Here is a 22,017-nt window from a genome sequence, read left to right as displayed (position 1 = left end):
ATTGCGATATTTCTTCATGCCATTGCAATTTCAGGGATTATTGTTCGACAATCCGGCCATGTTTTATGAAAACGTTTTCTGAAACGCGCCATGACAGTCGGAATCAAGGACGTGGCGAAAGCTGCCGGCGTATCACCGGCAACGGTGTCGCGGGCGCTGTCTGGCGGGCCGGTCAGCGAGGAGCTGCGGGCGCTGGTGGCAGCGGCGGTGACCGCAACCGGCTACCGGCCGAATCTGGCGGCGCGGCGGCTGCGCTCGCAGCAGAGCGGCACCATCGGCCTGGTGGTGGCCGATCTGCGCAACCCCTTCTTCACTGCGGTATCGCGCGCCGTGGAGGACAGCGCCTATCGCGCCGGCATGCGGGTGATCCTGTGCAATACCGACGAAGACCCGGAGCGTGAAGCGCTGTATCTGCGGCTGATGCAGGACGAGCGGATCACCGGCCTGATCTTCGCGCCGACCCGGACCACGCTCGATCAGCTCGGCAAACGGCGGCTGGAATTCCCCACCGTGCTGATCGATCGCAGCAGCCCGGCCGGCCTGTACGACTGCGTGGTGCTCGACAATCGCGAGGCCACCGCCGAACTGGTGCGGCATCTGGTGGAACGCGGCTATCGGCGCATCGGCGGCCTGTTCGGCAATGCCAGCGTCACCGGCCTGGAGCGGCGCGATGGCTATGTCGCCGCGCTTTCCGCTGCCGGTCTGACGCCCGATTTCCGGCTCTGCGCGCCCTCTGCCGACGCCGCTCGCGCCGAGCTGGCGACCTGGTTCGCAAGCCGGGATCGGCCCGAAGCGCTGTTGGTCAGCAATAGCCTGTTCCTGAGCAGCGCGGTACGCGCGGCGCGTGCCGCTGGCCTGTCGATCCCGAACGATCTGGCGCTTGCCGGCTTCGACAACGAAACCTGGACCGAACTGGTCGAACCGGGCCTGACGGTGATCGAGCAGCCGGTCGAGGAGATTGGCCGGCAAGCGATGGCGCTGCTGTTCGAGCGCCTGCAGACGCCGAACCTGCCGGTGCGCAAGCTGGTGCTGAGCGGGCGCTGCATCGTGCGTGGATCGACGGCGGCGCGCTGACGCCAGCTCACGTCATCGAGCCGCGGCTGGCACACTCGAGCTCCTGATTCGCTTGAGGAAATGCCGATGCTGCCGTCCATCCGCAAGCACGTCGCTGCGCTGCTGACCGCCGTACTGCCGCTGATGCTGGCCGGCATCGCCCAGGCCGACGGCGACCATCTGGCGATTGCCGCAGTGCCGAGCATCGCACCCGCCGCCGCCACCCTGAACACCGAGTTCCTGCGCCAGCATCCGGGTGCGGCGATCACCGTGGCCAGCGCCGCATCGGCGACGCTGGGCGCACAGATCGAGGCCGATGGCGCGTTCGACGTGCTGCTCGCCGATGATCAGGCACTGCCGCAGCGGCTGGCCGCCAGCGGCAAACTCGATGGCGGCAGCACGCGGGTGATCGGTATCGGTCTGCTGGCGCTGTGGACCAACACGCCGGGCGTCAATCCGGGCCGTGGCCGGCCGCTGTTCGCCGCCGACTACATCAACGCCATCGCCATCGCCGATCCGACCAGTTCGCCGTTCGGCGTCATCGCCACCACCGCGCTGGACCGCCTCGGCGTCGCCGAGATCGCGACCCCGAAACTGAAGCGGCTCGCCGACGATCTGGCGGTGGCCGAGGAGATCAAGGCCAAGGGTTCGGACATCGGCCTGCTGCCGATGCCGATGGTGAAAGCACCGGCCTATCGCGACATCGGCCAGTACATCCTGCTGCCGATCGGCGTCTACGAACCGGCGCAGTACACGGCGACCCTGAGCAAGGCCGGCAGCGGCAATGCGCTGGCGCAGGCCTATGTCGAGTTCCTGCGCTCGGCACCGGCGCGGGCGCTGCTGGCCACGGCCGGTTTCGAAGCGCCAGCCCCGACACCCTGAGCGGATCGGGCTGAGGCGACACAGCGGCGGGAGCGTCACCGCGCTGTCATCGACGGTGGCGAGCATCGGGCAGTGCTTCCGCTGGCTGCTGCCTCATGCCCCCGATACGTTTCGCGAATTTCCGTTTGAGCCGTCGCGATCTGCTGAAAGCTTCGCTCGCCATCGTGCCGATGCTCGCGGCCTGCACCGAAAGCGGCGAGACCGATGCGCCGCTGTCACCAGCGCGCTTCGAGCACGGCGTGGCCAGCGGCGATCCGACTGCCGATCGCGTGATCCTGTGGACGCGCGCTACACCGGAAATCGACGGCGAAGTGGTCATCGACTGGCTGCTGGCCCGTGATCCGGCGTTCAGCGACATCGTGTTGCAAGGTCGTGTGCGCAGCGACGCAGCGGCCGACTACACGATCAAGCTCGATGCCACCGGCCTGGCGCCTGGCACCGTCTACTGGTACCGCTTCACGTCGGCGACGGCTACATCGCCGATCGGCCGCACGCGCACGGCGCCGGTGGGCGCGGTCGATCATCTGCGCTTCGCCTTCGTCACCTGCGCCGATTTCAGCCGCGGCTTCTACAACGCCTATCGCCGCGTGGCCGAGCGCGACGATCTGCAGGCCGTGGTCCATCTCGGCGATTACCTCTACGAGAACGGTGCCCAGGATCGCGTGCGGCCGCATCAGCCGCCGCGCGAGATCGTCAGCCTGGCCGATTACCGCGAGCGCTACACCCAGGTCCGCCGGGATGCCGATCTGCAGGCGCTGCACGGTGCGCATCCGATGATCTGGGTCTGGGACGATCACGAGGTCGCCAACAACGCCTGGCGTGACGGTGCGGAGGCCCACGATCCGGCGACCCAAGGCGCCTACGCCGATCGGCGCGCCGCTGCGTTCCGGGCCGCGCACGAATGGCTGCCGATCCGCACGCCGGAGCCGGGCAACCTCGCCCGCGTCTATCGCGCGTTCTCGTTCGGCGATCTCGCCGATCTGACCATGATCGACGCCCGCCACATCGGCCGCGACCAGCCGTTGCCGCCGAACACCGTGTTCGGCGAGGGCATCGGCGCGTTCACGCAGACCGGCGCCTTCGCCGATCCGGCGCGGCAGATCCTCGGCGCCGAGCAGGAAGTCTGGCTGGGCCGACAGCTCGCGGCTTCGAAAGCGCGCTGGCAGCTGCTCGGCAACCAGGTCTATTTCTCGCCGCTGAAGCTGCTCGGCGCGCCGCGCGCCAGCAATCTCAGCCTGTTCGTGTCGAACGACAAATGGGACGGCTACGAACCGGCGCGCGACCGGGTGCTGGCGATGCTCGATGGCCTGCGCAATCCGCTGATCCTGACCGGCGATGCCCACGAGGCCTATGCCTTCGATGTCACGCCGGACCCGAACAGCCTGAGCTACAACGCGCTGAGCGGCGAAGGTTCACGGGCAGTGGAATTCGTCGTCACCTCGACGACCTCGCGTGGCGATGCGCCGGAAGGTTTGTCGATCAGTGGCCTGCTGGAACGCGTGCAGACCGGCATCACGCCCTTGCTGCGGCTGAGCAATCCGCATCTGAAATATTTGAACAACCGGCTCAACGGCTACCTGCTGCTCGACCTGACACCAGCCCGCGCCCAGGCCGAGTTCTGGACCGTGCCGATGGTTTCGAACGTCACCGATGAGCAGAGCCTCGACGCCGTCTGGATCTGCGATGACGGAGCCAAGCGCTTGCGGCGCGGTTGATCCTGCTCAGGGACAGGGAATCGTGTAGCGCTTGTGGATCGCTTCGATGCCTTCGATCACGGCCTTGGACAGCTTCAGCTCGTGCGACGCGATGTTCGATTTGAGCTGCTCCATCGACGTGGCGCCGATGATGTTCGCAGTGGTGAAGTGCCGTGAAGTGACGAAGGCCAGCGCCATCTGATTCAGCGCCAGGCCGTGCTCCTTGGCGAGATCGGCATAGGCCTGGGTGGCAGCCATCGCGTGATCGCCGTTGTAGCGGCTGAAGCGCGCGAACAGGGTCAGCCGCGCGTTCGCCGGGCGCTGGCCGTTCAGGTACTTGCCGGCCAGCATGCCGAAGGCCAAGGGCGAGTAGGCCAGCAGGCTGAGCTGTTCGCGGTGCGAGAACTCGGCGAGGCCGACCTCGAAGCTGCGGTTCAGCAGGCTGTAGGGATTCTGGATCGACACCGGGCGCGGCAGGCTTTGCTCGCGGCTCAGGCGCAGATATTCGGCAACGCCCCAGGGCGTTTCGTTCGACACGCCGACATTGCGCACCTTGCCGGCCTTGACCAGTTCGCCGAGCGCGCCCAGCGTCTCTTCGATCGGCGGCGCGCGGCTGTCATCGCTGGGCTTGAAGCCGAGCTGGCCGAAGTAGTTGGTGGCGCGTGACGGCCAGTGGATCTGGTAGAGATCGATGTAGTCGGTCTGCAGGCGCTTGAGCGAGGTATCGCAGGCCGCAAGCACGCTCTTGCGATCGAGCTTGGCACCGCCGCGCATGTAGTCCATCTGGCCGGGACCGGCGACCTTGGTGGCGAGGACGATGTCCTTGCGCTTGCCGGTCTTGGCGAACCAGGTGCCGATGATCTCTTCGGTGCGGCCATAGGTTTCAGCCTTCGGCGGCACCGGATACATCTCGGCGACGTCGAAGAAGTTGATGCCCTGGGTCACGGCGTAATCCATCTGCTCGTGGCCTTCGGCTTCGCTGTTCTGCTCGCCCCAGGTCATGGTGCCGAGGCAGATGCTGCTGACTTCGAGATCGGTACGGCCGAGCTTGCGCATTTCCACGGGCATCACTCCTTGAACTAGAGACGAATGAATTCGAGGTCGGCGACCTCGTGACCGAGGCGCAGGCCGCGGTTCTCGAAACGGGTCAGCGGGCGATCGTCCGGGCGCGGCACGAAACGGCCATCGGGGCTGAGGTTCTTCAAGCGCGGCTCGGTGGCGATCGCTTCCAGCATGTGCTCGGCGTATTGCGCCCAGTCGGTGGCGAGCTTGAAGCGGCCGCCCGGTGCCAGCGCTTCCGCCACCGTGGCGACGAAGGCCGGCTGGATGATCCGGCGCTTGTGGTGCTTGGTCTTGTGCCAAGGGTCCGGGAACTGCACGACCACTTCGCAGAACGCGCCTTTCGGTGCCGTGGTGCGCAGGAACTCGGCGGCGTCGGCGCACATCACACGGACGTTGCCGAGGCCCGCCTTCTCGACTTCCTGCAGCACCCGGCCGACACCGGGCCGATGCACTTCGGCGCCAATGTGATTGATCTCCGGATGCGCCGCCGCCGCCTGCGCCAGACGCTCGCCATTGCCGAAGCCGATCTCCAGCGACAGCGGCGCAGCGCGGCCGAAAGCTACCGCGAAGTCGATCAGCGGCAGCGGATGGACATGCTCGCCATCGGGCATCGGCCCCAGGCCGTACTGCGGCCACAGGCGCTCCAGCGCATCGGCCTGCGCATCGGTGATTCGCCCTTCGCGGCGGACGAAGCTGCGGATCGCGCGGGCGCGGCGGTCGCCATCCAACTCTGGGAGTTCCGGAAGTTCGGACATGCGTGGCTTCAGCCGATGACGCCCGTGATCGGCGACGAGGCCGAGGCATAGCGGCGCATCGGCATGCGGCCGGCGAGCTTGGCCTGGCGGCCGGCGATGATCGCGTGCTTCATCGCGCTGGCCATCAGCACCGGGTCGCGGGCTTCGGCGATCGCGGTGTTCATCAGCACGCCGTCACAGCCCAGTTCCATTGCGATCGCGGCGTCGCTGGCAGTGCCGACGCCGGCGTCGATGATGATCGGCACCTTGGCGTTCTCGATGATCGCCAAGAGGTTGTAGCGGTTCTGGATGCCGAGGCCGGAGCCTATGGGTGCTGCCAGCGGCATCACCGCGACGCAGCCGATCTCTTCGAGGCGCTTGGCCAGCACCGGGTCATCGCTGCAGTAGACCATCACGTCGAAGCCGTCGCGGACCAGGATTTCGGCGGCGGCCAAAGTGCCGATCACGTCCGGGTACAGGGTCTTCGGATCGGCCAGCACTTCGAGCTTGACCAGCTTGTGGCCATCGAGCAGCTCGCGGGCCAGACGGCAGGTGCGCACGGCCTCTTCGGCGGTGTAGCAGCCGGCGGTGTTGGGCAGGATCGTGTAGCGGCTCGGCGGCACGACATCGAGCAGGCTCGGCTCGTTCGGGTTCTGGCCGCCAGGATTGGTAAAGAAGGGCACCCGGCGGATCGCCACCGTGATGATTTCGGAGCCGCTGGCTTCGGTCGCCAGCCGGGTTTCTTCGAGGCTCTTGTACTTGCCGCTGCCGACAAGCAGCCGCGAGCGATAGCGCTTGCCAGCGATGACCAGCGAGTCGTCGGTAGCGGAGGACATCGGTTCAGCCTGGGTCATCTCGAATCTCGATCAGTGCGACGAAGCCCTCTCCCGAGGGAGAGGGGAGACCAGCAGTTCTATCCACCACCGATGGCACGAACAACTTCCAACCGGTCATCCGCCACCAGCCTGCGCTCGCCCCAGCTGCTGCGCGGCACGATGTCGCCGTTCAGCTCGACAGCGCAGCGCTGGCCGGACAGGCCGAGCGCTTCGATCACGGTGGCGACGGTGGCGGCGTCGGCAGAGTCGCGGGACTCGCCATTGACGATGATCTGCATGGCAGGACGAGGGTTTGCGGGAGGCGTGAAGTTTAACCGACCGGGTCTGGCGTCGCCGCCGGCCCTGGCCTTCCCTCGGATGACGAGGCCGGAGGCTGCGCCTACCATCGGCAGCACTTTGCCTTGACCACAGGAGCCCGCCGCATGCCGATCCGCAACGCGCCGTCCGCGGTGCCGACCACGCTGCGCTTCATTGGCAGCCGCCTGGCCCACCGCCTGCGCGGGCCGACTGCCGGACCACGCCCGGATTTCAGGGCGCGCGTCGAACAGGTGCTGGCGTCCCTTGGCGATGCCGTGCTGCGTTGCGACTGGCTGCGCGTCGATGCCGACACGCCGCCTTGGCGCGATACCGGCCTGTCGCTCGCCGACGGTCGCGCCGTCACCTTGATGGCCGATGGGGTGATCCAGGCCTCGCCGGCGCTCGATGTCGCGTTCGCGGCCAAGGTCGGCCTGTGGTTCCGGATCGGCGACGGCGAGCTGGCCAAGATCATCGGCGACGCCTGCACGCTGTACGTCGAAAACGGCGGCAGCCTTCGCTTCACGGCGAAACCGCCGGGCGAGTTCGCCGACCGGCAGGGCGCGTTCGAAACCGGCATTCCACGTGGCGGCATGCGCGGCGGCTTCGAGCTTGCCGTGATCCAGTGGCGCGATGATCCGGTGCCGCCACTGAAGGCCGCCGCCGCGCACGATGCCGCGCTGTTCGGCCCGGCGCTGCAACGCCTGCAAGCGCCGGTGCAGCCGCCGGAGGGCTGGCATTACCTGTGGCGACTCGGCGATGGCGAAATCTTCGCCGCGACACCGCACCGCGATGGCGAGCTGGCCTGCTGCACGCGGGCCGATGTCGGCATCCTGCAGTTCCCGGTCGACCGGCCGCTGACCGAAGCCAGCCGGATCGGCTGGTCCTGGTGCGTCGAGCAATTGCCGTCGAAGCTGCCCGAGCATATCGAGCCGACGCATGACTATCTGTCGATGGCGGTCGAGTTCGATAACGGGCTCGATCTCACCTGGATGTGGAGCGCGGCGCTGCCGATCGATACCATCTTCCAGTGCCCGCTGGCCTGGTGGAAGGATCGGGAGACGCACTGGGTGGTGCGCAGCGGCAGCCTGCAGCTCGGCCAGTGGCTCGATGAGCGCCGCTCGCTCGCGGACGATTACCGAAAGGCGATCGGCGGCCCGCTGCCGAGCAGGATCACCGGCGTCTGGCTGATCGCCAATTCGGTGTTCCAGCGCGGCGAAGGCCGCTGCCGCTATCGCGACATCGCGCTCGAAGACAACGACGGGCGCTGGCCGATCCGCAGCTAGTTCCGCATGGCTTGCCCGGCTCGCTGTCTGCAACCGCAGCCGGCCTTCACGCTGCGGCCGTGCGCGCGGTACGATTGCGGCCTCGTGCGGGTGTAGTTCAATGGTAGAACTGCAGCTTCCCAAGCTGCTGGCGTGGGTTCGATTCCCATCACCCGCTCCATCCCTTCCCGTTCGGCGGAAGGGATTCCCGCCTCGGGAACGCTCAGGCGTTCAGCCAATCCCCGCAACGCCCTCAGGCGTTGAGCCAATCCAGATAGCGTTTGACGCCTTCCTCGACGGTCAGGAACGGGCGGTCGTAGCCGATGCTGCGCAACCGGTCATGGCTGGCTTCGGTGAAGCTCTGGTAGCGGCCACGCAGGTTGTCCGGGAACGGCACGTAGTCGATCCGGCCCTTGCCGTGCCAGGCAATCACGCTGTTGGCGATGTCGTTGAACGGCTGGGCGCGGCCGGTGCCGCAGTTGTAGATGCCGGAGTGCTCCGGGTGATCCCAGAACCACAGGTTCATGGCGACCACGTCGTCGACGTGGATGAAGTCGCGGCGCTGGCCACCGTTGTCATAGCCGTCGCTGCCTTCGAACAACTTGCAGACGCCGTCCTTGGCGATCTGGTTGTTGAAGTGGAATGCGGTCGAGGCCATGCCGCCCTTGTGCTGCTCGCGCGGGCCGTAGACGTTGAAGTAGCGCAGACCGATCACCTGCGACTGCAGTGACTGGCGACGCACGTACTGGTCGAACAGGAACTTCGAATAGGCGTAGACGTTCAGCGGCTTTTCGCAGTCGCGTTCCTCGCGGAAGCCATTGCTGCCCATGCCGTAGACCGACGCCGAGCTGGCGTAGAAGTACGGCACGCGATGCACCTGACAGTAGTGCAGCAGGCGCTTCGAGTAGTGGTAGTTCACGTCCATCATGTACTTGCCATTCCACTCGGTGGTCGCCGAGCAGGCGCCCTGGTGGAAGATCGCGTGGATCTTCGGCAGATCGCCGCTGTCGATGCGGGCCAGGAACTCGTCCTTGTCGAGATAGTCGGCGATCTCGCCGTCGGCGAGGTTGCGGAACTTGGTGCCGTCACTCAGTTCGTCGACGGCGATGATGTCGCTGCGGCCGCGGGCATTGAGGCCGAGGACGATGTTGGATCCGATGAAGCCTGCGGCTCCGGTGACGACGATCACTGCACTTCTCCAGATGATGAGGGGGCAACGACGAGTTGCTGCCAGAGCGCCGCGACGGCAGCGCGTTCCGCCGCAAAGTCTGCCTGATCGGCCAGGCCATCGGCCTGCTGCAAGGCCCGGCGATGCAGCCAGCCGCGATAGACGCGGGTGGCGTGCAGCAGGCTGTCCTTCTGCTCGGGCGTGATCCGCTGTGCGTCGGCCAGCGCTTCAAGCTGCCGCCAGTTGTCGGTGTATTCGATCAGCCGCGCTTCACTGTGGGCATCGCGCAGACACAGGTACTGGGTCAGGAATTCGGCATCGATCAGGCCGCCGGCACCCTGCTTGACGTCCCACTTGCCAGCCGTGCGCTTCTCCAGGCTGGTGCGCATCCTGGCGCGCATCTCGGCCACTTCGCGGCGCAGGGTTTCGGCATTGCGGACCCGGCACAGCACTTCGCGGCGCACGTCGGCGATCGCCGCACAGAGCGCCTCACTGCCGGCGATGGATCGCGCCCGCAGCAGCGCCTGGTGCTCCCAGGTCCAGGCCGATTCGCGCTGATAACGGGCGAAGCTCGGCAGGCCGCTGACCACCAGGCCGGAGTTGCCGCTGGGCCGGAGCTGCAGATCGATTTCGTAAGCACGGCCCGCCGGCGTCTGGGTGGCCAGGTAATGGACGATGCGCTGGCCGAGCCGGGCGAAGAACTGGGCATTGCTGAGCGGCCGCGCGCCGCTGGTGGTGGCGTCCGGGGCATCGCAGTCGTAGACGAACACCAGGTCCAGATCGGAGCCGTAGCCGAGTTCGATCGAGCCGAACTTGCCATAGCCGAGGATCGCGAAACCGGCCGGACGGCCATCGGCATGACTGGGCTCGCCATGCGCTTCGGCGAGCTGCGCCCAGCCGCTGGCCAGCGCGCGATCGACGATCGCTTCGGCCAGCCAGGTCAGACGATCGCTGACCTGGACCAGCGGCAGGCTGCCGGCCAGATCGCTGGCGGCGATGCGCAGGGTCATCTCCTGGCGATAACGGCGCAGCACATCCATCTGCGCCTCGACATCGCTGGCTTCGACTCGGGCGTAGCGAGTCACCAGGTCGTCCCGCAGCTGGTCTTTCGACGGCGCCTCGGTGGCCAGCCGCGGATCGAGCAGCGCATCAAGCAGCGCCGGTGTGCGCGCCAGCAAGGTGGTCAGCCAGGGGCTGGCGGCGCACAGGCGCAGCAGTGCGGCGCGCGCCATGGCGGAGTCGTGCAGCAGGATCAGGTAGGTGCTGCGGCCGAGGATGGCGGCAATCACTTCGAAGACGCGGGTTGCGGCAACCGCCGGCTCCGGCTGCTTGATCGCTTCATCGAGCAGCAGCGGCAGCAAGGCGCGCAGGCGCTGTTGGGCGGCATCGCTCAGGGTGCGCATCTGCCGCGACTGGCGCAGATCGGTCAGTGCTTTCGCGACCAGCGCGGCACCGCTGCCGAAGCCCTGTGCCGACAGGGTTTCCGGATCTTCGGCCGAGACGCCCCAGGCTTCGCCGGCGGCACTGTCGAAGCAACGGGACTGCGGCGTCTTTTCCGGTTCCGCGAACAGGCGCTCGAACTCGCGGCGCACGCGTTGGCGGGCGGCTTCCAGCGGCGCCATCGCGGCGACGTAGTCGGCACAGCCGAGTGCCGCGGCAAACGCTGCGCGCGCGGTTTCCTCGGTCGGCAGCACATGGGTCTGGAGATCGCCATGCAGCTGCACGGCATTCTCGGCACGGCGCAGCAGGACGTAGGCGGCATCGAGCGCCTTGACGGCATCGGCAGGCAGCAGGCCGGCCTCGCCGAGATAGGCCAACACCGGCCGCAGCCGAGCGTCGCGCAGGCGAGCGTCCTGGCCGCCGCGGGTCAGCTGGAACAGCTGGACGATGAACTCGACCTCGCGGATGCCGCCGGGGCCGAGCTTGAGGTTGTCGGCAGCGCCCTTGGCCTGGGCATCACGATCGATCAGGCCTTTCAGCTCGCGCAGGGAGTTGAGCGCGCCGTAGTCGAGATAGCGGCGGTAGACGAACGGCCGCAAGCGATCGAGCAGCGCGCGGCCGGCGGCGAGATCACCGGCGCAGGGCCGCGCCTTGACCATCGCGTAGCGCTCCCATTCGCGGCCGTGGGTCTGGTAGTAGTCCTCCATCGCCGAGGCCGAGGCCGCGAACGGGCCAACGCTGCCGAACGGCCGCAGCAGGGTATCGACGCGGAACACGAAGCCGTCCTGGGTCGGTGTGGCCAGCAGGCGGCTGGTATCGCGGGCCAGCTTGGCGAAGTACTCCTCGTTGGCCAGCGAGCGCGGGCCGTCGGTGTCGCCGTTGGCGCTATAGCCGAAGATCAGGTCGATGTCGCTGGAGAAATTCAGCTCGCGGCCACCGAGCTTGCCCATGCCGAGCACGAACGGCAGCGCCAGACTGCCATCGGCCGCGATCGGCCGGCCGTGACGCGCCTGCAGCGTGCTGGCGACGAAGCTCAGGGTGACGTCGATTGCGGCGTCGGCAAGATCGGAGAGATCGCCGAGCGTGGCGTCGAGCGTCGCGTAGCCGGCGATGTCGCGCACCGCGATGCGGGCCATCTCGCGATTCCGGAACCGGCGCAGCGCGCGCATAAAAGCGGCTTCATCGGTGCTGCCGGCGCAGGCTTCGCTCAGCCGCCCGGCGACCGGGGACAGCGGGCCCGCGAACTCGCCATCCGCCCAGGCGACATCGGCCCAGGCCTGCTCGCGCCGGAATACCGACGCCACGAAAGGGCTGGCGGTGAACACGCGGGCCAGCAGGTCGGTAGCGCTCATCGATCGGGGCAGCGGCATCGAAATGGTGCGCGAGTGTAGCGTTCGACGGCGATGATTCCAGGCGCGAAAGCCTGAACGGAAATCCTGCCCGCTCTATAGTCCGCGCGCTCGGCCGCCATCCCGCCCGAGCCTCGTTCCCGCACCGGTTCCCGTCCTTCGATGAACAACAGCAGTTCCCAGCCCGCCAGCGTTTCTGCCCGCGCCTGCGATGTCCTGATCCTCGGCGGCGGCGTCATCGGCCTGAGCGTGGCGCTGTTCTGCCTGCGCGCCGGCCGGGCGGTGACGATCCTGGAGCAGAAGACACCGGGCAGCGCGGCCAGCCATGGCAACTGCGGCACCATCACGCCCAGCCATCTGCCGCTGCATGCGCCAGGCACGCTGGCCAAGGCGCTGAAGTGGATGCTCAAGGCCGATGCGCCGCTGCGGATCAAGCCCAGCCTCGACCCGGCCCTGCTCGGCTGGCTGCTGCGTTTCGCGAAGCTGTGCAACGAGCGCGACTTCCTGGCCACGGCGCAGACCAAGGCGATCCTGCTGAAAGCTTCGCGCCTGCGTCTCGAACAGCTGATCGCCGACGAAGGCCTGGCTTGCGAGTTCGAGCGCAGCGGCACGCTGTACGTCTATCGCGAGATCGCCGGCTACGAGCACGCCGCACCGGACGCGGCGCTGCTGCGTTCGCTCGGCATTCCCTGTGTAGCGCTGGATGGCCCGGCCCTGCGCGCCAGAGAACCGGCGCTGAACGATTCGGTGGCCGGCGGCTATTTCCATCCCGATGACGCGCGGCTGCGGCCGAACACCTACATCGCCGAACTGGTCCGCGCCGTGCGCGCAGCCGGCGGCGTCATCGAGCAAGGCGTGCAGATCACCGGCTTCGAGACCGCCAACGGCCGCATCGACTCGGTGCAGACCTCCGGCGGCCGGTATCGCGGCCGCGATGTGGTGCTTGCCCTCGGCGCCTGGTCGCCGCAGTTCGGGCAGGCGCTGGGGCTGAAGATTCCGATCCAGCCGGGCAAGGGCTATTCGATCACCTACAGCCGGCCGGGAATCGCGCCGGTGATCCCGATGGTGCTGAAGGAGCGCAGCGTCTGCGTCACCGCCTGGGATTCCGGCTACCGGCTCGGCAGCACGATGGAATTCGCCGGCTATGACAGCAGCCTGAACCGCCTGCGGCTCGACGCGCTTTCGCGCGGCGCGGCGGAATATCTGCAGGAACCTGTCGGGCCGACGGTGGAAGAGGAGTGGTACGGCTGGCGGCCGATGACCCCGGATGATCTGCCGATCATCGGCCGTGCACCACATCTCGCCAATCTGACCCTGGCTACCGGCCACGGCATGCTGGGCGTCAGTTTGTCGGCGATTACCGGCCAGCTGGTAGCTGAATTATTGTCCGACCGCCCCCCTTCGCTGGATCTCGCACCGTACGCTCCGACCCGCTTTTGAGTGCTTTGGCGACGGGTCCGGATATTGCAATTTTACCTACCCCTTTGACGATGGCACGGCCGATAGCCAAACTGTGAGCAAATAACCATTCAAAATCTCGGCAAGCGTTCCGCGCTGACCGCCGTTGCAGCTACTGATTACACCGACTCAGGAAGGGAAATGCTCAAGAATCTCGCGACCTTGACCTTGATCTGCGCCAGCAGCGCGGCGCTGGCCGAAGGTGAACCGATCGTCCGCGATCGCCTCGTCTACACCTCGAACGACTACGTGAGCGTGATCGCTTCCGGGGTGTTTCCCGACAACGGCCGGGGAACCGACAACATCGGCGGCGGTATCGCCTTCATGTACGGCAATCAGTTTCATGAACTGCTGTCGGTGGAAGGCCGAGTGGCTTTCCAGCTCTTCGAGACCGGGCGTGGCAAAGGCTCCGATTTCTATCAGGTGCAGGGCGGCGTCGATCTGACCGTGACGCCTTGGGATCGCCGCGACGAACGGCCGATCACCCCGTTCGCGCTGATCGGCATCGGCGCGCACAGCGACGACGTGGCGATCGACACCCGTGACGATTCCAGCTTCGCGGTCAACGCGGGCGTCGGCTTCGTCACCGCGCCGGTGTTTCACAACGTCCGCATCCGCGGCGAAGCGCGCTATACGTACTCCACCTACAGAAGCGGCTACGGCGACCCGAGCGTGGGCATCGGCGTGGAAATTCCGCTCGGCCGCGTCCGTCAGACGCTGACCACGCTGTTCACGCCGCAAGCGACCAAGATCATCGAGACGGAGAAGGAAGTGCCGCGTCCGTTCATCGACACCGACGGCGATACCGTCATCGACGAACTCGACAAGTGCCCGGATACGCCGAAGGGTCTGAAGGTTGACGCCGAGGGTTGCATCCTCGCCGGCCAGCTGATCGAACTTCGCGGCGTCACCTTCAACCTCGACGAAACCAAGCTCCGTCCGAATGCACAGTCGGTGCTCGACGTCATCGCCAAGGGCATGGCAGGCCAGCGCTCGCTGCAGGTCGAAATCGCCGGTCACACCGACAGTCAGGGTTCCGCGGCCTACAACCTGAAGCTGTCGCAGGGTCGTGCCGACGCTGTCCGCGCTTACCTGATCGAAAAGGGCGTTTCGCCTGATCAGCTGAAGGCGGTTGGCTACGGCGAATCTCAGCTGAAGATCAAGCCGGAACGGAATCAGGACGACTACCTGCTGAACCGTCGCGTCGAGTTCCGGGTCAAGGCCCGCTGAAGATGAACACGAACCCCTTGCCGATGGCCGGGGGTTCGTCGTTATCGCTACACACTGAACAGGCTCATACAGGGAAAAACATGCGTAATGCATTGATTGCGGCAGCGGTGCTCGCCAGTGGCGGCGCTCTTGCCCAGGGCGAGGAAAATGTTGGCGAGCACGATTACCTCAGCGTGCTGCCGACTTACGAAATTCCCGATAAAGCCCGCACCGGTGTCCGCAGCGGCAGTGGTGTATCACTGCTCTACGGTCACTCGTTCACGCCGCACCTCGGCATCGAAGGCGGCGCCCACTGGGCGATCTACGCGACCGGCAACGGCAACGGCACCGATTTCTACCAGTACAGCGGCATGGTCGATCTGGTTTACACGATCACCGAGCGCCAAGGCTCGGCGCCTGTGCACCCGTTCCTGCTGCTCGGTGTCGGCGGCGCCTACAACGACGTGACGCCTGACAAGCGCGACGCTGCGAGCGTGATCTATGGCGCCGGCGCCGGCCTGGTCAGCGCCGACCTCTATCACGGCATCCGCGTTCGCGCCGAAGGCCGCTACATCCGTGACGAATTCCGAGCCGGCAACGAAGACATCCGCTTCTCGCTGGGTCTCGAATTCCCGCTCGGCCGCGGCGAGTCGAGCACCGTGACCATCCCGGCTCCGGAACCGAAGATCGTCGAAGTGATTCGCGAAATTCCGAAACCGTTCATCGACACCGATGGCGACACCGTCGCTGACGAACTCGACAAGTGCCCGGATACGCCGCGCGGCCTGAAGGTCGACGCTGAAGGTTGCGTCATTCCGGATCAGATCATCGAGTTGAAGGGCGTCACCTTCGAGTTCAACAAGGCGCGTCTGACCCCGAACGCCGAAGCCGTGCTCGACACCGTGGTCAAGGCCTTCGTCGGCCAGCCGTCGCTGCACGTCGAGATCGGTGGACACACCGATTCCAAGGGCAGCGATGCCTACAACCTGAAACTGTCGCAGGCCCGTTCCAACTCGGTCCGCAGCTACCTGATCTCGCAGGGCGCGAGACCGGATCAGCTGACCGCAGTCGGCTACGGCGAGTCGCGTTTGCTGATCAACCCGGAAACCAGCGAAGACGATTGCGAGCTTAATCGCCGCACCGAATTCAAGGTTATCGGCGTCCGATAAGCCAGTCGTCCTCAACCAGATAATGTAGTGGAGAGCACCATGAACAATCTTCAAAAGCGCATGCGCAAGATCCCGATCGTCGCCGCGATGGCGTTGGTCGTCGGCCTTGCAGGCTGCGCGGACGACGCCAGCGGGCTGGGCGGCACGACCTCGGGCACCACCGGCGGCACCACGGGTGGCACGACTTCGGGAACCACCGCAGGTACCACGGGCGGCACGACCTCCGGCACCACCGCAGGTACTACCGGCGGCACGACGTCGGGCACTACCGCAGGCACCACGGGTGGCACGACTTCAGGCACTACCGCAGGCACCACGGGTGGCACGACATCGGGCACCACCGGCGGCACCACTTCGGGTACCACCGGCGGCACGACCTCCGGAACCACGGGCGGCATCGGCGGCATCATCTGTAATCCGACGTCGAGCACCTACCGGCCGATTCAGCTTCCGAATGCAACCGCTATTGGCGTAACCAATGGCATCTGCCTCGGCTGCAGCGTTGCCAACCCGAACAACACCATCGATGGCGATATCAACACGATCTCGTTGCTGAGCACGCCGGTCGGCCTGCTCGGCGGCTCGGCGGAACTGCAGGTGCAGGACACTGCCACGCTCTACCCGGCTGGCCGTCGCGCTGGCTTCGTGATCTTCGATCCGGCTGGCGCCCTGCTGACCGCGGCCCTGCTGCAGCAGGTCACAGTCGAGGCTGTTAACAACGGTGTGGTCCAGTCGAGCGCCGACAACACCACCCTGTCGCTCGACCTGCTTGGTTCGGCGATCATCGGCAGCACCGAACCGACCTTCGCCAGCTTCATCCCAACCTCGCCGTTCAACGAACTGCGCATCCGCTTCGGTTCCGCGGTCAATGCACTGGCTACGCTAGGTGTATTCCAGGCCTGCGTCGCCGTGGACCCGAATGACCCGGGTACCACCACGGGCGGCACAACCGGCGGAACCACCGCAGGCACGACTGGTGGTACCACTTCGGGAACCACCGGCGGTACGACCTCGGGCACGACTGGCGGCACGACGTCGGGCACCACGGGCGGCACGACGACTGGCGGCACGACCGGCGGCGCGGTGGCTTCGTTCTGCGATGCCCTGCCCGATGCCTCGAGCCCGCTGCTGAGTCCGAACGCGGTCGCCACCGAAGAGCGCGAAGGTCTTTGCCTGGGTTGCAGTGTTCAGGATCCGGGTTTCGCCACCGATACCAACCTGCTCACTCTGGCTTCCGTCAACGCCCCGGTACCGCTGCTTGGCGGCACCTCGATCCTGTCTGTCAAGGACACTTCGACGCTCTATCCGGCCGGTCGCCGTGCTGGCTTCGTGATTGGCGATCCTGCGGGCGCCCTGCTGACCTTGACCTTGCTGCAGAACGTCAGCGTGAGCACCTTGCGCAATGGCGTGCTGCAAACCGAAGTCGGCCTCAGCAGCGTGTTGAATCTGGATCTCTTGGGCACGCCGCTGATCGGCGGCCGGGCACCGATCTACGCCAGCCTGGTCTCGACCGGCGAGTTTGATGAAGTTCGTCTGAACTTCCGCAACGTCGTCGGTGCACTGGCCCAGCTGAAAGTCGCCCAAGTCTGCGTCTCGAATAACTGAGCCCATCGCGAATGAACAAGTGTGATCTGAGCCTGGTGTCCCTGACCGCAGCCGTGATGCTGGCTGCGGGTCTTGCAGGCTGTGCAGACGAGAAAGATGATCTTGGCGGCGGTACGACCAGCGGGGGGACCACCGGTACTACTACCGGTGGCACCACGACGGGCGGCGATCCAGGCGAGTGCGTGATCAGCTGCTCGCCGAACCCGCCGCCGCCGCCGACCAGCCTGGAAGACTGCAATCCGAACAATCCGAACGCCACCTATGCACCGGTGGCCAACGTGACTTCGGTTGATGTCGGCACGGAAGGTCTTTGCCTCAACTGCCGCGTCGCTTCTCCGGTGTCGGCTTTCGATGCCAACGTTTTCACCTTTGCGGTGGAGACGGCGGGCCTCGGGGTAGCGGGAACGATCGATCTGAACGGCTACGGCACGACCAACTACGTCAGCTCACCGACGGTGTTGCGTCGGGCAGGCTTCTTCGTGGCCTACCCGCAGGACTCCGTCGCCGATGTGGCTCTGCTCTCTCGCGTTTCGGCTTTCAGCGTCAACACGACGGGTGCCGTCGTGCAGGGGCCGGGCGTGCAGACCAGCGATACGGCACTGAGCCTGCAGTTGCTCGGCCTGCCGCTGCTGGCAGGTCAGTCGCTGGCCTTCGTCAGCGTCGTCACGACACAGCCGTTCAACGGCGCAAGGCTCGACTTCTCGCCGACCATCGGCGTGCTGGCGGGCCTCAATGTGATCGAGGCCTGCATCTCGAAGTGAGCGCCTGAGCAAGGGGGGCTCAGCCTTCAAGCTTTTGCCTTCAGAAGGGCCTGCAGCAATGCAGGCCCTTTTTCTTTGAGCGCTCGATTCCTGCAGAGCCGCGATCGCCATCACCGAGACCAGTGGTCCGGCTCGGCGCCGGCGATCAATCCTCGCTGTCGCCTTCCTCTGCTTCCAGGCCAAGGATCGGCGCGACCACGGCGCCCGGCAGCGATTCGACGTTCTTCAGCTTGCGACTGATCTGCCGGCTCCGCGTCTCGGCTGCGCCAATCGAGTTCTGCACCGCTTCCAGCTGCTTCTTGGCGCGCGCCAGCACGTCACCGAACTTCTCGAACTCGTTCTTCACACCGCCCAACAAGGTCCAGACCTCACTGGCACGGCCCTGGATCGCCAGGGTGCGGAAACCCATCTGCAAGCTGTTCAGCAGCGCCGTCAAGGTCGTCGGCCCAGCCACTGTCACACGGCATTCGCGCTGCAACCATTCGCTCAGGCCCGGCCGGCGGATCACTTCGGCGTAAAGGCCTTCGGTCGGCAGGAACAGCAGCGCGAAATCGGTGGTGTGCGGCGGCTCGATGTACTTGTCGCGAATCGATTTGGCCTCCAGGCGAATGCGCGCCTCGAGCTGCTTGCCGGCCTCTTCGACACCGGCCGCATCGGCGCGCTCCTGGGCATCGAGCAGGCGCTCGTAGTCCTCGCGCGGGAACTTGGCGTCGATCGGCAACCAGACCGGCGTATCGATCGCATCGCGCCCCGGCAGGCGGATCGCGTATTCGACCTGCTCGCGCGTGCCCGGCCGCGTCACCTTGTTCTGCTCGTACTGTTCGGCGACCAGCACTTGCTCCAGCAGGCTGCCGAGCTGCACTTCGCCCCAGGTGCCACGCGTCTTGACATTGCTCAGCACCCGCTTCAGACCACCGACATCGGCCGCCAGCGACTGCATCTCGCCGAGACCCCGCTGCACTTGCTCCAATCGCTCGGCGACTCGCGAGAACGATTCGCCGAGGCGCTTCTGCAAGGTGTCGTTGAGCTTTTCGTCGACGGTGCGGCGCATCTCGTCGAGCTTGGCCGTGTTGTCGGCCTGGATCGCCGCCAGGCGCGTTTCGACCGTGCCGCGCAGCTCGTTCATGCGCTGCGCGCTGGCTTCGCTCAAGCTGTTGAACTGCGTGGCCAGCGCTTCGCCGAAGCGCGCCAGCACCTGTGCCTGCTGCTCGCGTGCGGCCCGGCCTTCCGCCAGCGTCGCCTGCTGACGCTCGTCGCCAAGACGGGTCTGGGTCTCGAGCTGACGGGCAAAGGTTTCCAGCTGGCCGGCGAGCTGCCGTCCGAGCACATCGGCCTGAGCGGTCTGCGCCTGGCCGAAGCGGGCCAGCGCCGCCGCCAGTTCATCGCGGCCTCGCGCGGCCTGCTCGCCGGCTTCGCGACGCGCCGTCGCCGCCTCGTCACGCACCGCAGTTTCGAGCCGGGCGGCATCGCGGGCACCGTCGTTCAATCGGGACGACAGGGCGCGCGCCGCCAGCCAGGCAAGCACGGCGGCAACTGCGGCAATCAGGGAAACTGCGAGCAGTAAAAGATCAGGAGTGGTCATCGCCGGATTGTACGGGCGAGCTTCGCGCCTGATGAATCCGCCTGGACAGTCGGGTCAGTTCCGAGACTTGAATCGCCGTTGCCGAGATCGGCAGATGCATGCAACGGAAAGTCAGATTCGATACGAGGATCAGAAAAACGAGATCAGTTCAGGCTGCAGCACGCTCAGCGGCAGTTGCGGATGCAGTCGGCGCTGCCGCGTCCAGCCAGCGCCGGATCATCGTCGAGACGCGCCAGGGAAAACAGCGCAGCAGTCAGGTACTGGTGCAGCTGCTCGGTGCGGCTGTCGAGCAGCAACAGCGCCTGGGCCTCGGCGTCCTTGAGCAGCTGCTCGCGCTGAGCTGCGATCTGTTCGAGCAACGTGGGCTCGACCAGCGCCGGCGGATCGGACTGCAGCGCGGCGCCAACGTAATCGCTGCCGGCAGACGATGAAGCCAGTTGATCGGCCGCCAGACGCAAGGCCACGTCCAGCTTCTGCCAGCGCCCATATTCACCCAGCAGGGCGTACAGCGCGACGCTGTTGTCCTCGAACGGCAGCTGCAGGCGATCCATGGTCTGGTACAGCGCGGATGACGCGGAACCCGATTCGACGGCTGCGCGCAGTGCACCGGCGGCGACCTGGCTGCGCTGCATCGCCAGATCGGCTTCGACGCGACGCATCGCATCGATGGCCAGGCGATACGCGCCCCGCGCGGACTCGGCATCGCGCAGCTGATCCTGCGCGTAGCCGATCGCCAGCATGCCTTCCAGCACGGCCGTGGATCGTTCGTCGCGCGTCAGCAATGGCTGCCACACAGTGATCGCGGCGCGGAGCGCATCGTCCGGCTTCTTCGGCGCCAGATCGCGCTCGATGGTCGCCGGCGCCATCGCCCCATTCAGTTCAGGTTCCAGCGCCCGGAGTCGCAACAGCGAGGCCTGCAGCGGCGCCGGCAGGTTGGTGCGGAGCGACTTGCCGTCGCGATTGAGCGCGAGATCGACTCGCGGCTGACGGGCGCCATTCGGCGCCAGCATCGCCCAGCCCATGCCGAGCAGCGCGCGATCCGCCTGCAGGCCATCGACGGGAATACGACCCAGCACACCGAGCGCCGTCCGCCCCTGTCTGGCCTTCAGAAAATGCCAGCCGAGCGCGAGATTGGCCTTGTCGCGCAGCGCCTTGAGTTCCGGATCGGTCGAGACATTGCGGCCGAGCAGATCGAGCCAGCTCAGGCCTCGCGCTTCATCGCCGTTGCGCAGCATCGCCACCGCGAGGTTGTAGCGGCGATAAGCCGTGGCCTGCACCGTCTGGCCGGACTGCATGTAGCGAAAGGCGTCATCGGTCAGGTCGCCGGTATCGAGTGCGACGACGGCATCGGCACTGCGCTGGCGCGCCAGCAGCACACGGCCCTGCAGATGCTGCCAATCCTGTTGGCGGGATTGCGGCAGCTTGCGGCGCGCCAGCGGCAGCAGCCGCTCGGCAGCGTCCACCTCACCGAGTGCGAAATGAGCTTCGATCAGCGCCAGACGCTCGACGGCCAGGTCGGCCGCGCTGTCGTCACTGGCCGCCAGATGCTCGCTCAGATAGTCGCCGTACTGCTCGGCACGATCGAGACGGCCGAGCGCTATCGCCACCCGCATCCGCTCCAGCCACCAGGCGGCGGGCAGCGCGCGTTCGCCGCCCGCGCGCGCCGCAATGGCCAGCAACTCCCGTTCTGCGGCTTCTGCATCAGCGTCACCACGGAGGCTGCGCACCTGACCTAGTGCCGGATCATCAGCACCGCCCGGCGCGTACGAAGACGATGACGTGTTGCCGATCAACGGCAGTTCCGGAAGCTTCATGCCGAACAACGAGGATCGGGCACTGCCGCCGGCGACGCGCAGCAAGATTCCGATGTCGGGTGTACCGACCACCTTGCCGTCGACGACGATTTCCAACGCCCTGTCGACCGGAGACGGCTCGATCGTCAGACTGCGGGCGATCAGCAAGGGCTCGATCGTCGGCTTGGTCATGTCCACCAGCGACACCGTGACTTCAAGGTTCCGCGCCACCGCCGTTGCCGGCAGGCGTTCGATGCGAATTCGATTGCCCTGCCCTGCCAGGCTGCCCATTGCTGCAGAAACAGATGGGTCCAGCGTGCGCTCGACAGCGGCTTGCTGATCAATGCTCCAGCGCAGGGATTTCAGCGCCCAGCGCGACGACCAAACTTGGCCGATGTAGACATCCAGCCTGCCGGGCGCAGCCGTGGCATCGCGTACTTCCAGTGCCTGAGCCGCTTCTGCCAGCGACGCAAGTCCGGCGTCATACAGGGCATCTGCTTCGGCAAGCTCGGAGGCCGATACCGGGTGAAGACCACTGGGCAGCAGCAGGGCAAGCACGAACGTCAAAGCGCTTGTTGCGGCGGATCTGCGGGGCGATTTCGTATTCATGGCTCGGCTCTCTTTCAGGCCCGCTTCCCGGCTTCCGGCGACAAGACGCGCGAA

The 22,017-nt window shown here is 66.3% G+C and carries 17 protein-coding genes and 1 tRNA gene; 10 read left to right on the top strand and 8 right to left on the bottom strand.

What is annotated here, in order from left to right; translation table 11 throughout:
• The first annotated feature begins 90 nt into the window (after window positions 1–90).
• The 3 genes from G513_RS0116730 (at window position 91) to G513_RS23675 (ending at window position 3,650) form a co-directional block, all read left to right on the top strand.
• Window positions 91–1,074 (top strand): LacI family DNA-binding transcriptional regulator, encoded by a 984-nt coding sequence (locus G513_RS0116730; RefSeq protein WP_022978011.1) that lies wholly within the window; start codon window positions 91–93, stop codon window positions 1,072–1,074.
• Window positions 1,075–1,140: 66 nt separating this feature from the next.
• Window positions 1,141–1,935 carry a molybdate ABC transporter substrate-binding protein gene (modA, locus tag G513_RS25110; protein ID WP_169560681.1) on the top strand — a complete coding sequence of 265 codons (795 nt, stop codon included), beginning with the start codon at window positions 1,141–1,143 and terminating at the stop codon, window positions 1,933–1,935.
• Window positions 1,936–2,030: 95 nt separating this feature from the next.
• On the top strand, window positions 2,031–3,650 hold the full coding sequence (locus tag G513_RS23675) for an alkaline phosphatase D family protein (protein WP_084711595.1): 1,620 nt from the start codon (window positions 2,031–2,033) through the stop codon (window positions 3,648–3,650).
• Between the two features lie 6 nt (window positions 3,651–3,656).
• Here G513_RS23675 and G513_RS0116715 read toward each other — a convergent pair whose 3' ends face one another.
• The 4 genes from G513_RS0116715 to thiS all read right to left on the bottom strand — a co-directional run bounded on the left by G513_RS0116715 (window position 3,657) and on the right by thiS (window position 6,539).
• Window positions 3,657–4,691: an NADP(H)-dependent aldo-keto reductase gene (locus G513_RS0116715; protein ID WP_028475664.1), complete on the bottom strand. Its 1,035-nt coding sequence runs from the start codon at window positions 4,689–4,691 to the stop codon at window positions 3,657–3,659.
• Between the two features lie 17 nt (window positions 4,692–4,708).
• Window positions 4,709–5,446, bottom strand: coding sequence for a tRNA (guanosine(46)-N7)-methyltransferase TrmB (gene trmB / locus G513_RS0116710; RefSeq protein WP_051144478.1), 738 nt, complete (start codon window positions 5,444–5,446; stop codon window positions 4,709–4,711).
• Window positions 5,447–5,454: 8 nt separating this feature from the next.
• Entirely contained in the window at window positions 5,455–6,261 is an 807-nt protein-coding gene (locus G513_RS0116705; RefSeq protein ID WP_028475663.1) for a thiazole synthase, read from the bottom strand.
• A gap of 77 nt (window positions 6,262–6,338) precedes the next feature.
• Entirely contained in the window at window positions 6,339–6,539 is a 201-nt protein-coding gene (thiS, locus tag G513_RS0116700) for a sulfur carrier protein ThiS (RefSeq protein ID WP_028475662.1), read from the bottom strand.
• Window positions 6,540–6,683: 144 nt separating this feature from the next.
• Here thiS and G513_RS0116695 point away from each other — a divergent pair, with 144 nt between their 5' ends.
• On the top strand, window positions 6,684–7,841 hold the full coding sequence (locus tag G513_RS0116695; RefSeq protein WP_022978006.1) for a DUF3047 domain-containing protein: 1,158 nt from the start codon (window positions 6,684–6,686) through the stop codon (window positions 7,839–7,841).
• 86 nt (window positions 7,842–7,927) lie between these two features.
• A tRNA-Gly gene (locus tag G513_RS0116690) sits at window positions 7,928–8,001 on the top strand.
• Window positions 8,002–8,073: 72 nt separating this feature from the next.
• Here the strand turns inward: G513_RS0116690 and rfaD are convergent.
• The gene (gene rfaD / locus G513_RS0116685) at window positions 8,074–9,009 is read right to left on the bottom strand and encodes an ADP-glyceromanno-heptose 6-epimerase (protein WP_022978005.1); all 936 of its coding nucleotides are present in this window, start codon (window positions 9,007–9,009) and stop codon (window positions 8,074–8,076) included.
• Window positions 9,006–11,780, bottom strand: coding sequence for a bifunctional [glutamate--ammonia ligase]-adenylyl-L-tyrosine phosphorylase/[glutamate--ammonia-ligase] adenylyltransferase (gene glnE / locus G513_RS23670; protein ID WP_022978004.1), 2,775 nt, complete (start codon window positions 11,778–11,780; stop codon window positions 9,006–9,008). Before glnE ends, rfaD begins: the two co-directional genes overlap by 4 nt.
• 159 nt (window positions 11,781–11,939) lie before the next feature.
• On the opposite strand from glnE, the gene G513_RS0116675 reads away from it, so the two are divergent.
• From G513_RS0116675 to G513_RS0116655, 5 genes are all read left to right on the top strand, one after another.
• The gene (locus tag G513_RS0116675) at window positions 11,940–13,217 is read left to right on the top strand and encodes an NAD(P)/FAD-dependent oxidoreductase (RefSeq protein WP_022978003.1); all 1,278 of its coding nucleotides are present in this window, start codon (window positions 11,940–11,942) and stop codon (window positions 13,215–13,217) included.
• A 159-nt stretch (window positions 13,218–13,376) separates the two neighbouring features.
• Window positions 13,377–14,465, top strand: coding sequence for an OmpA family protein (locus G513_RS23665; protein ID WP_022978002.1), 1,089 nt, complete (start codon window positions 13,377–13,379; stop codon window positions 14,463–14,465).
• An 80-nt stretch (window positions 14,466–14,545) separates the two neighbouring features.
• A complete protein-coding gene (locus tag G513_RS23660) occupies window positions 14,546–15,613 on the top strand; it encodes an OmpA family protein (RefSeq protein ID WP_169560679.1) in 1,068 nt (355 codons plus the stop codon).
• 39 nt (window positions 15,614–15,652) lie between these two features.
• Window positions 15,653–17,218, top strand: coding sequence for a hypothetical protein (locus G513_RS26140; protein ID WP_022978000.1), 1,566 nt, complete (start codon window positions 15,653–15,655; stop codon window positions 17,216–17,218).
• 11 nt (window positions 17,219–17,229) lie between these two features.
• Entirely contained in the window at window positions 17,230–17,979 is a 750-nt protein-coding gene (locus tag G513_RS0116655; protein WP_022977999.1) for a hypothetical protein, read from the top strand.
• Between the two features lie 145 nt (window positions 17,980–18,124).
• On the opposite strand, the gene G513_RS0116650 is transcribed toward G513_RS0116655, so the two are convergent.
• Complete coding sequence (locus G513_RS0116650; RefSeq protein WP_022977998.1) at window positions 18,125–19,561, bottom strand: DNA recombination protein RmuC; 1,437 nt, start codon at window positions 19,559–19,561, stop codon at window positions 18,125–18,127.
• A 164-nt stretch (window positions 19,562–19,725) separates the two neighbouring features.
• Window positions 19,726–21,963, bottom strand: a complete 2,238-nt coding sequence (locus G513_RS0116645) for a hypothetical protein (protein ID WP_156891762.1) — start codon at window positions 21,961–21,963, stop codon at window positions 19,726–19,728.
• Window positions 21,964–22,017 lie beyond the last annotated feature (54 nt).

It is taken from the genome of Nevskia ramosa DSM 11499 (assembly GCF_000420645.1).
GTDB classification, from domain to species: Bacteria; Pseudomonadota; Gammaproteobacteria; order Nevskiales; family Nevskiaceae; genus Nevskia; species Nevskia ramosa.
This window is presented reverse-complemented; position numbering and strand designations above follow the sequence as displayed.

Bases quoted from the DNA above. Each gene is read 5' to 3' on its own strand.
- G513_RS0116645 (WP_156891762.1), bottom strand. From the start codon at position 21,963: ATGAATACGAAATCGCCCCGCAGATCCGCCGCAACAAGCGCTTTGACG.
- G513_RS0116695 (WP_022978006.1), top strand. From the start codon at position 6,684: ATGCCGATCCGCAACGCGCCGTCCGCGGTGCCGACCACGCTGCGCTTC.
- glnE (WP_022978004.1), bottom strand. From the start codon at position 11,780: ATGAGCGCTACCGACCTGCTGGCCCGCGTGTTCACCGCCAGCCCTTTC.
- G513_RS23665 (WP_022978002.1), top strand. From the start codon at position 13,377: ATGCTCAAGAATCTCGCGACCTTGACCTTGATCTGCGCCAGCAGCGCG.
- G513_RS0116655 (WP_022977999.1), top strand. From the start codon at position 17,230: ATGAACAAGTGTGATCTGAGCCTGGTGTCCCTGACCGCAGCCGTGATG.
- modA (WP_169560681.1), top strand. From the start codon at position 1,141: ATGCTGCCGTCCATCCGCAAGCACGTCGCTGCGCTGCTGACCGCCGTA.
- G513_RS23660 (WP_169560679.1), top strand. From the start codon at position 14,546: ATGCGTAATGCATTGATTGCGGCAGCGGTGCTCGCCAGTGGCGGCGCT.
- G513_RS23675 (WP_084711595.1), top strand. From the start codon at position 2,031: ATGCCCCCGATACGTTTCGCGAATTTCCGTTTGAGCCGTCGCGATCTG.
- G513_RS0116730 (WP_022978011.1), top strand. From the start codon at position 91: ATGACAGTCGGAATCAAGGACGTGGCGAAAGCTGCCGGCGTATCACCG.
- G513_RS0116650 (WP_022977998.1), bottom strand. From the start codon at position 19,561: ATGACCACTCCTGATCTTTTACTGCTCGCAGTTTCCCTGATTGCCGCA.
- thiS (WP_028475662.1), bottom strand. From the start codon at position 6,539: ATGCAGATCATCGTCAATGGCGAGTCCCGCGACTCTGCCGACGCCGCC.
- G513_RS0116705 (WP_028475663.1), bottom strand. From the start codon at position 6,261: ATGTCCTCCGCTACCGACGACTCGCTGGTCATCGCTGGCAAGCGCTAT.
- trmB (WP_051144478.1), bottom strand. From the start codon at position 5,446: ATGTCCGAACTTCCGGAACTCCCAGAGTTGGATGGCGACCGCCGCGCC.
- G513_RS26140 (WP_022978000.1), top strand. From the start codon at position 15,653: ATGAACAATCTTCAAAAGCGCATGCGCAAGATCCCGATCGTCGCCGCG.
- G513_RS0116675 (WP_022978003.1), top strand. From the start codon at position 11,940: ATGAACAACAGCAGTTCCCAGCCCGCCAGCGTTTCTGCCCGCGCCTGC.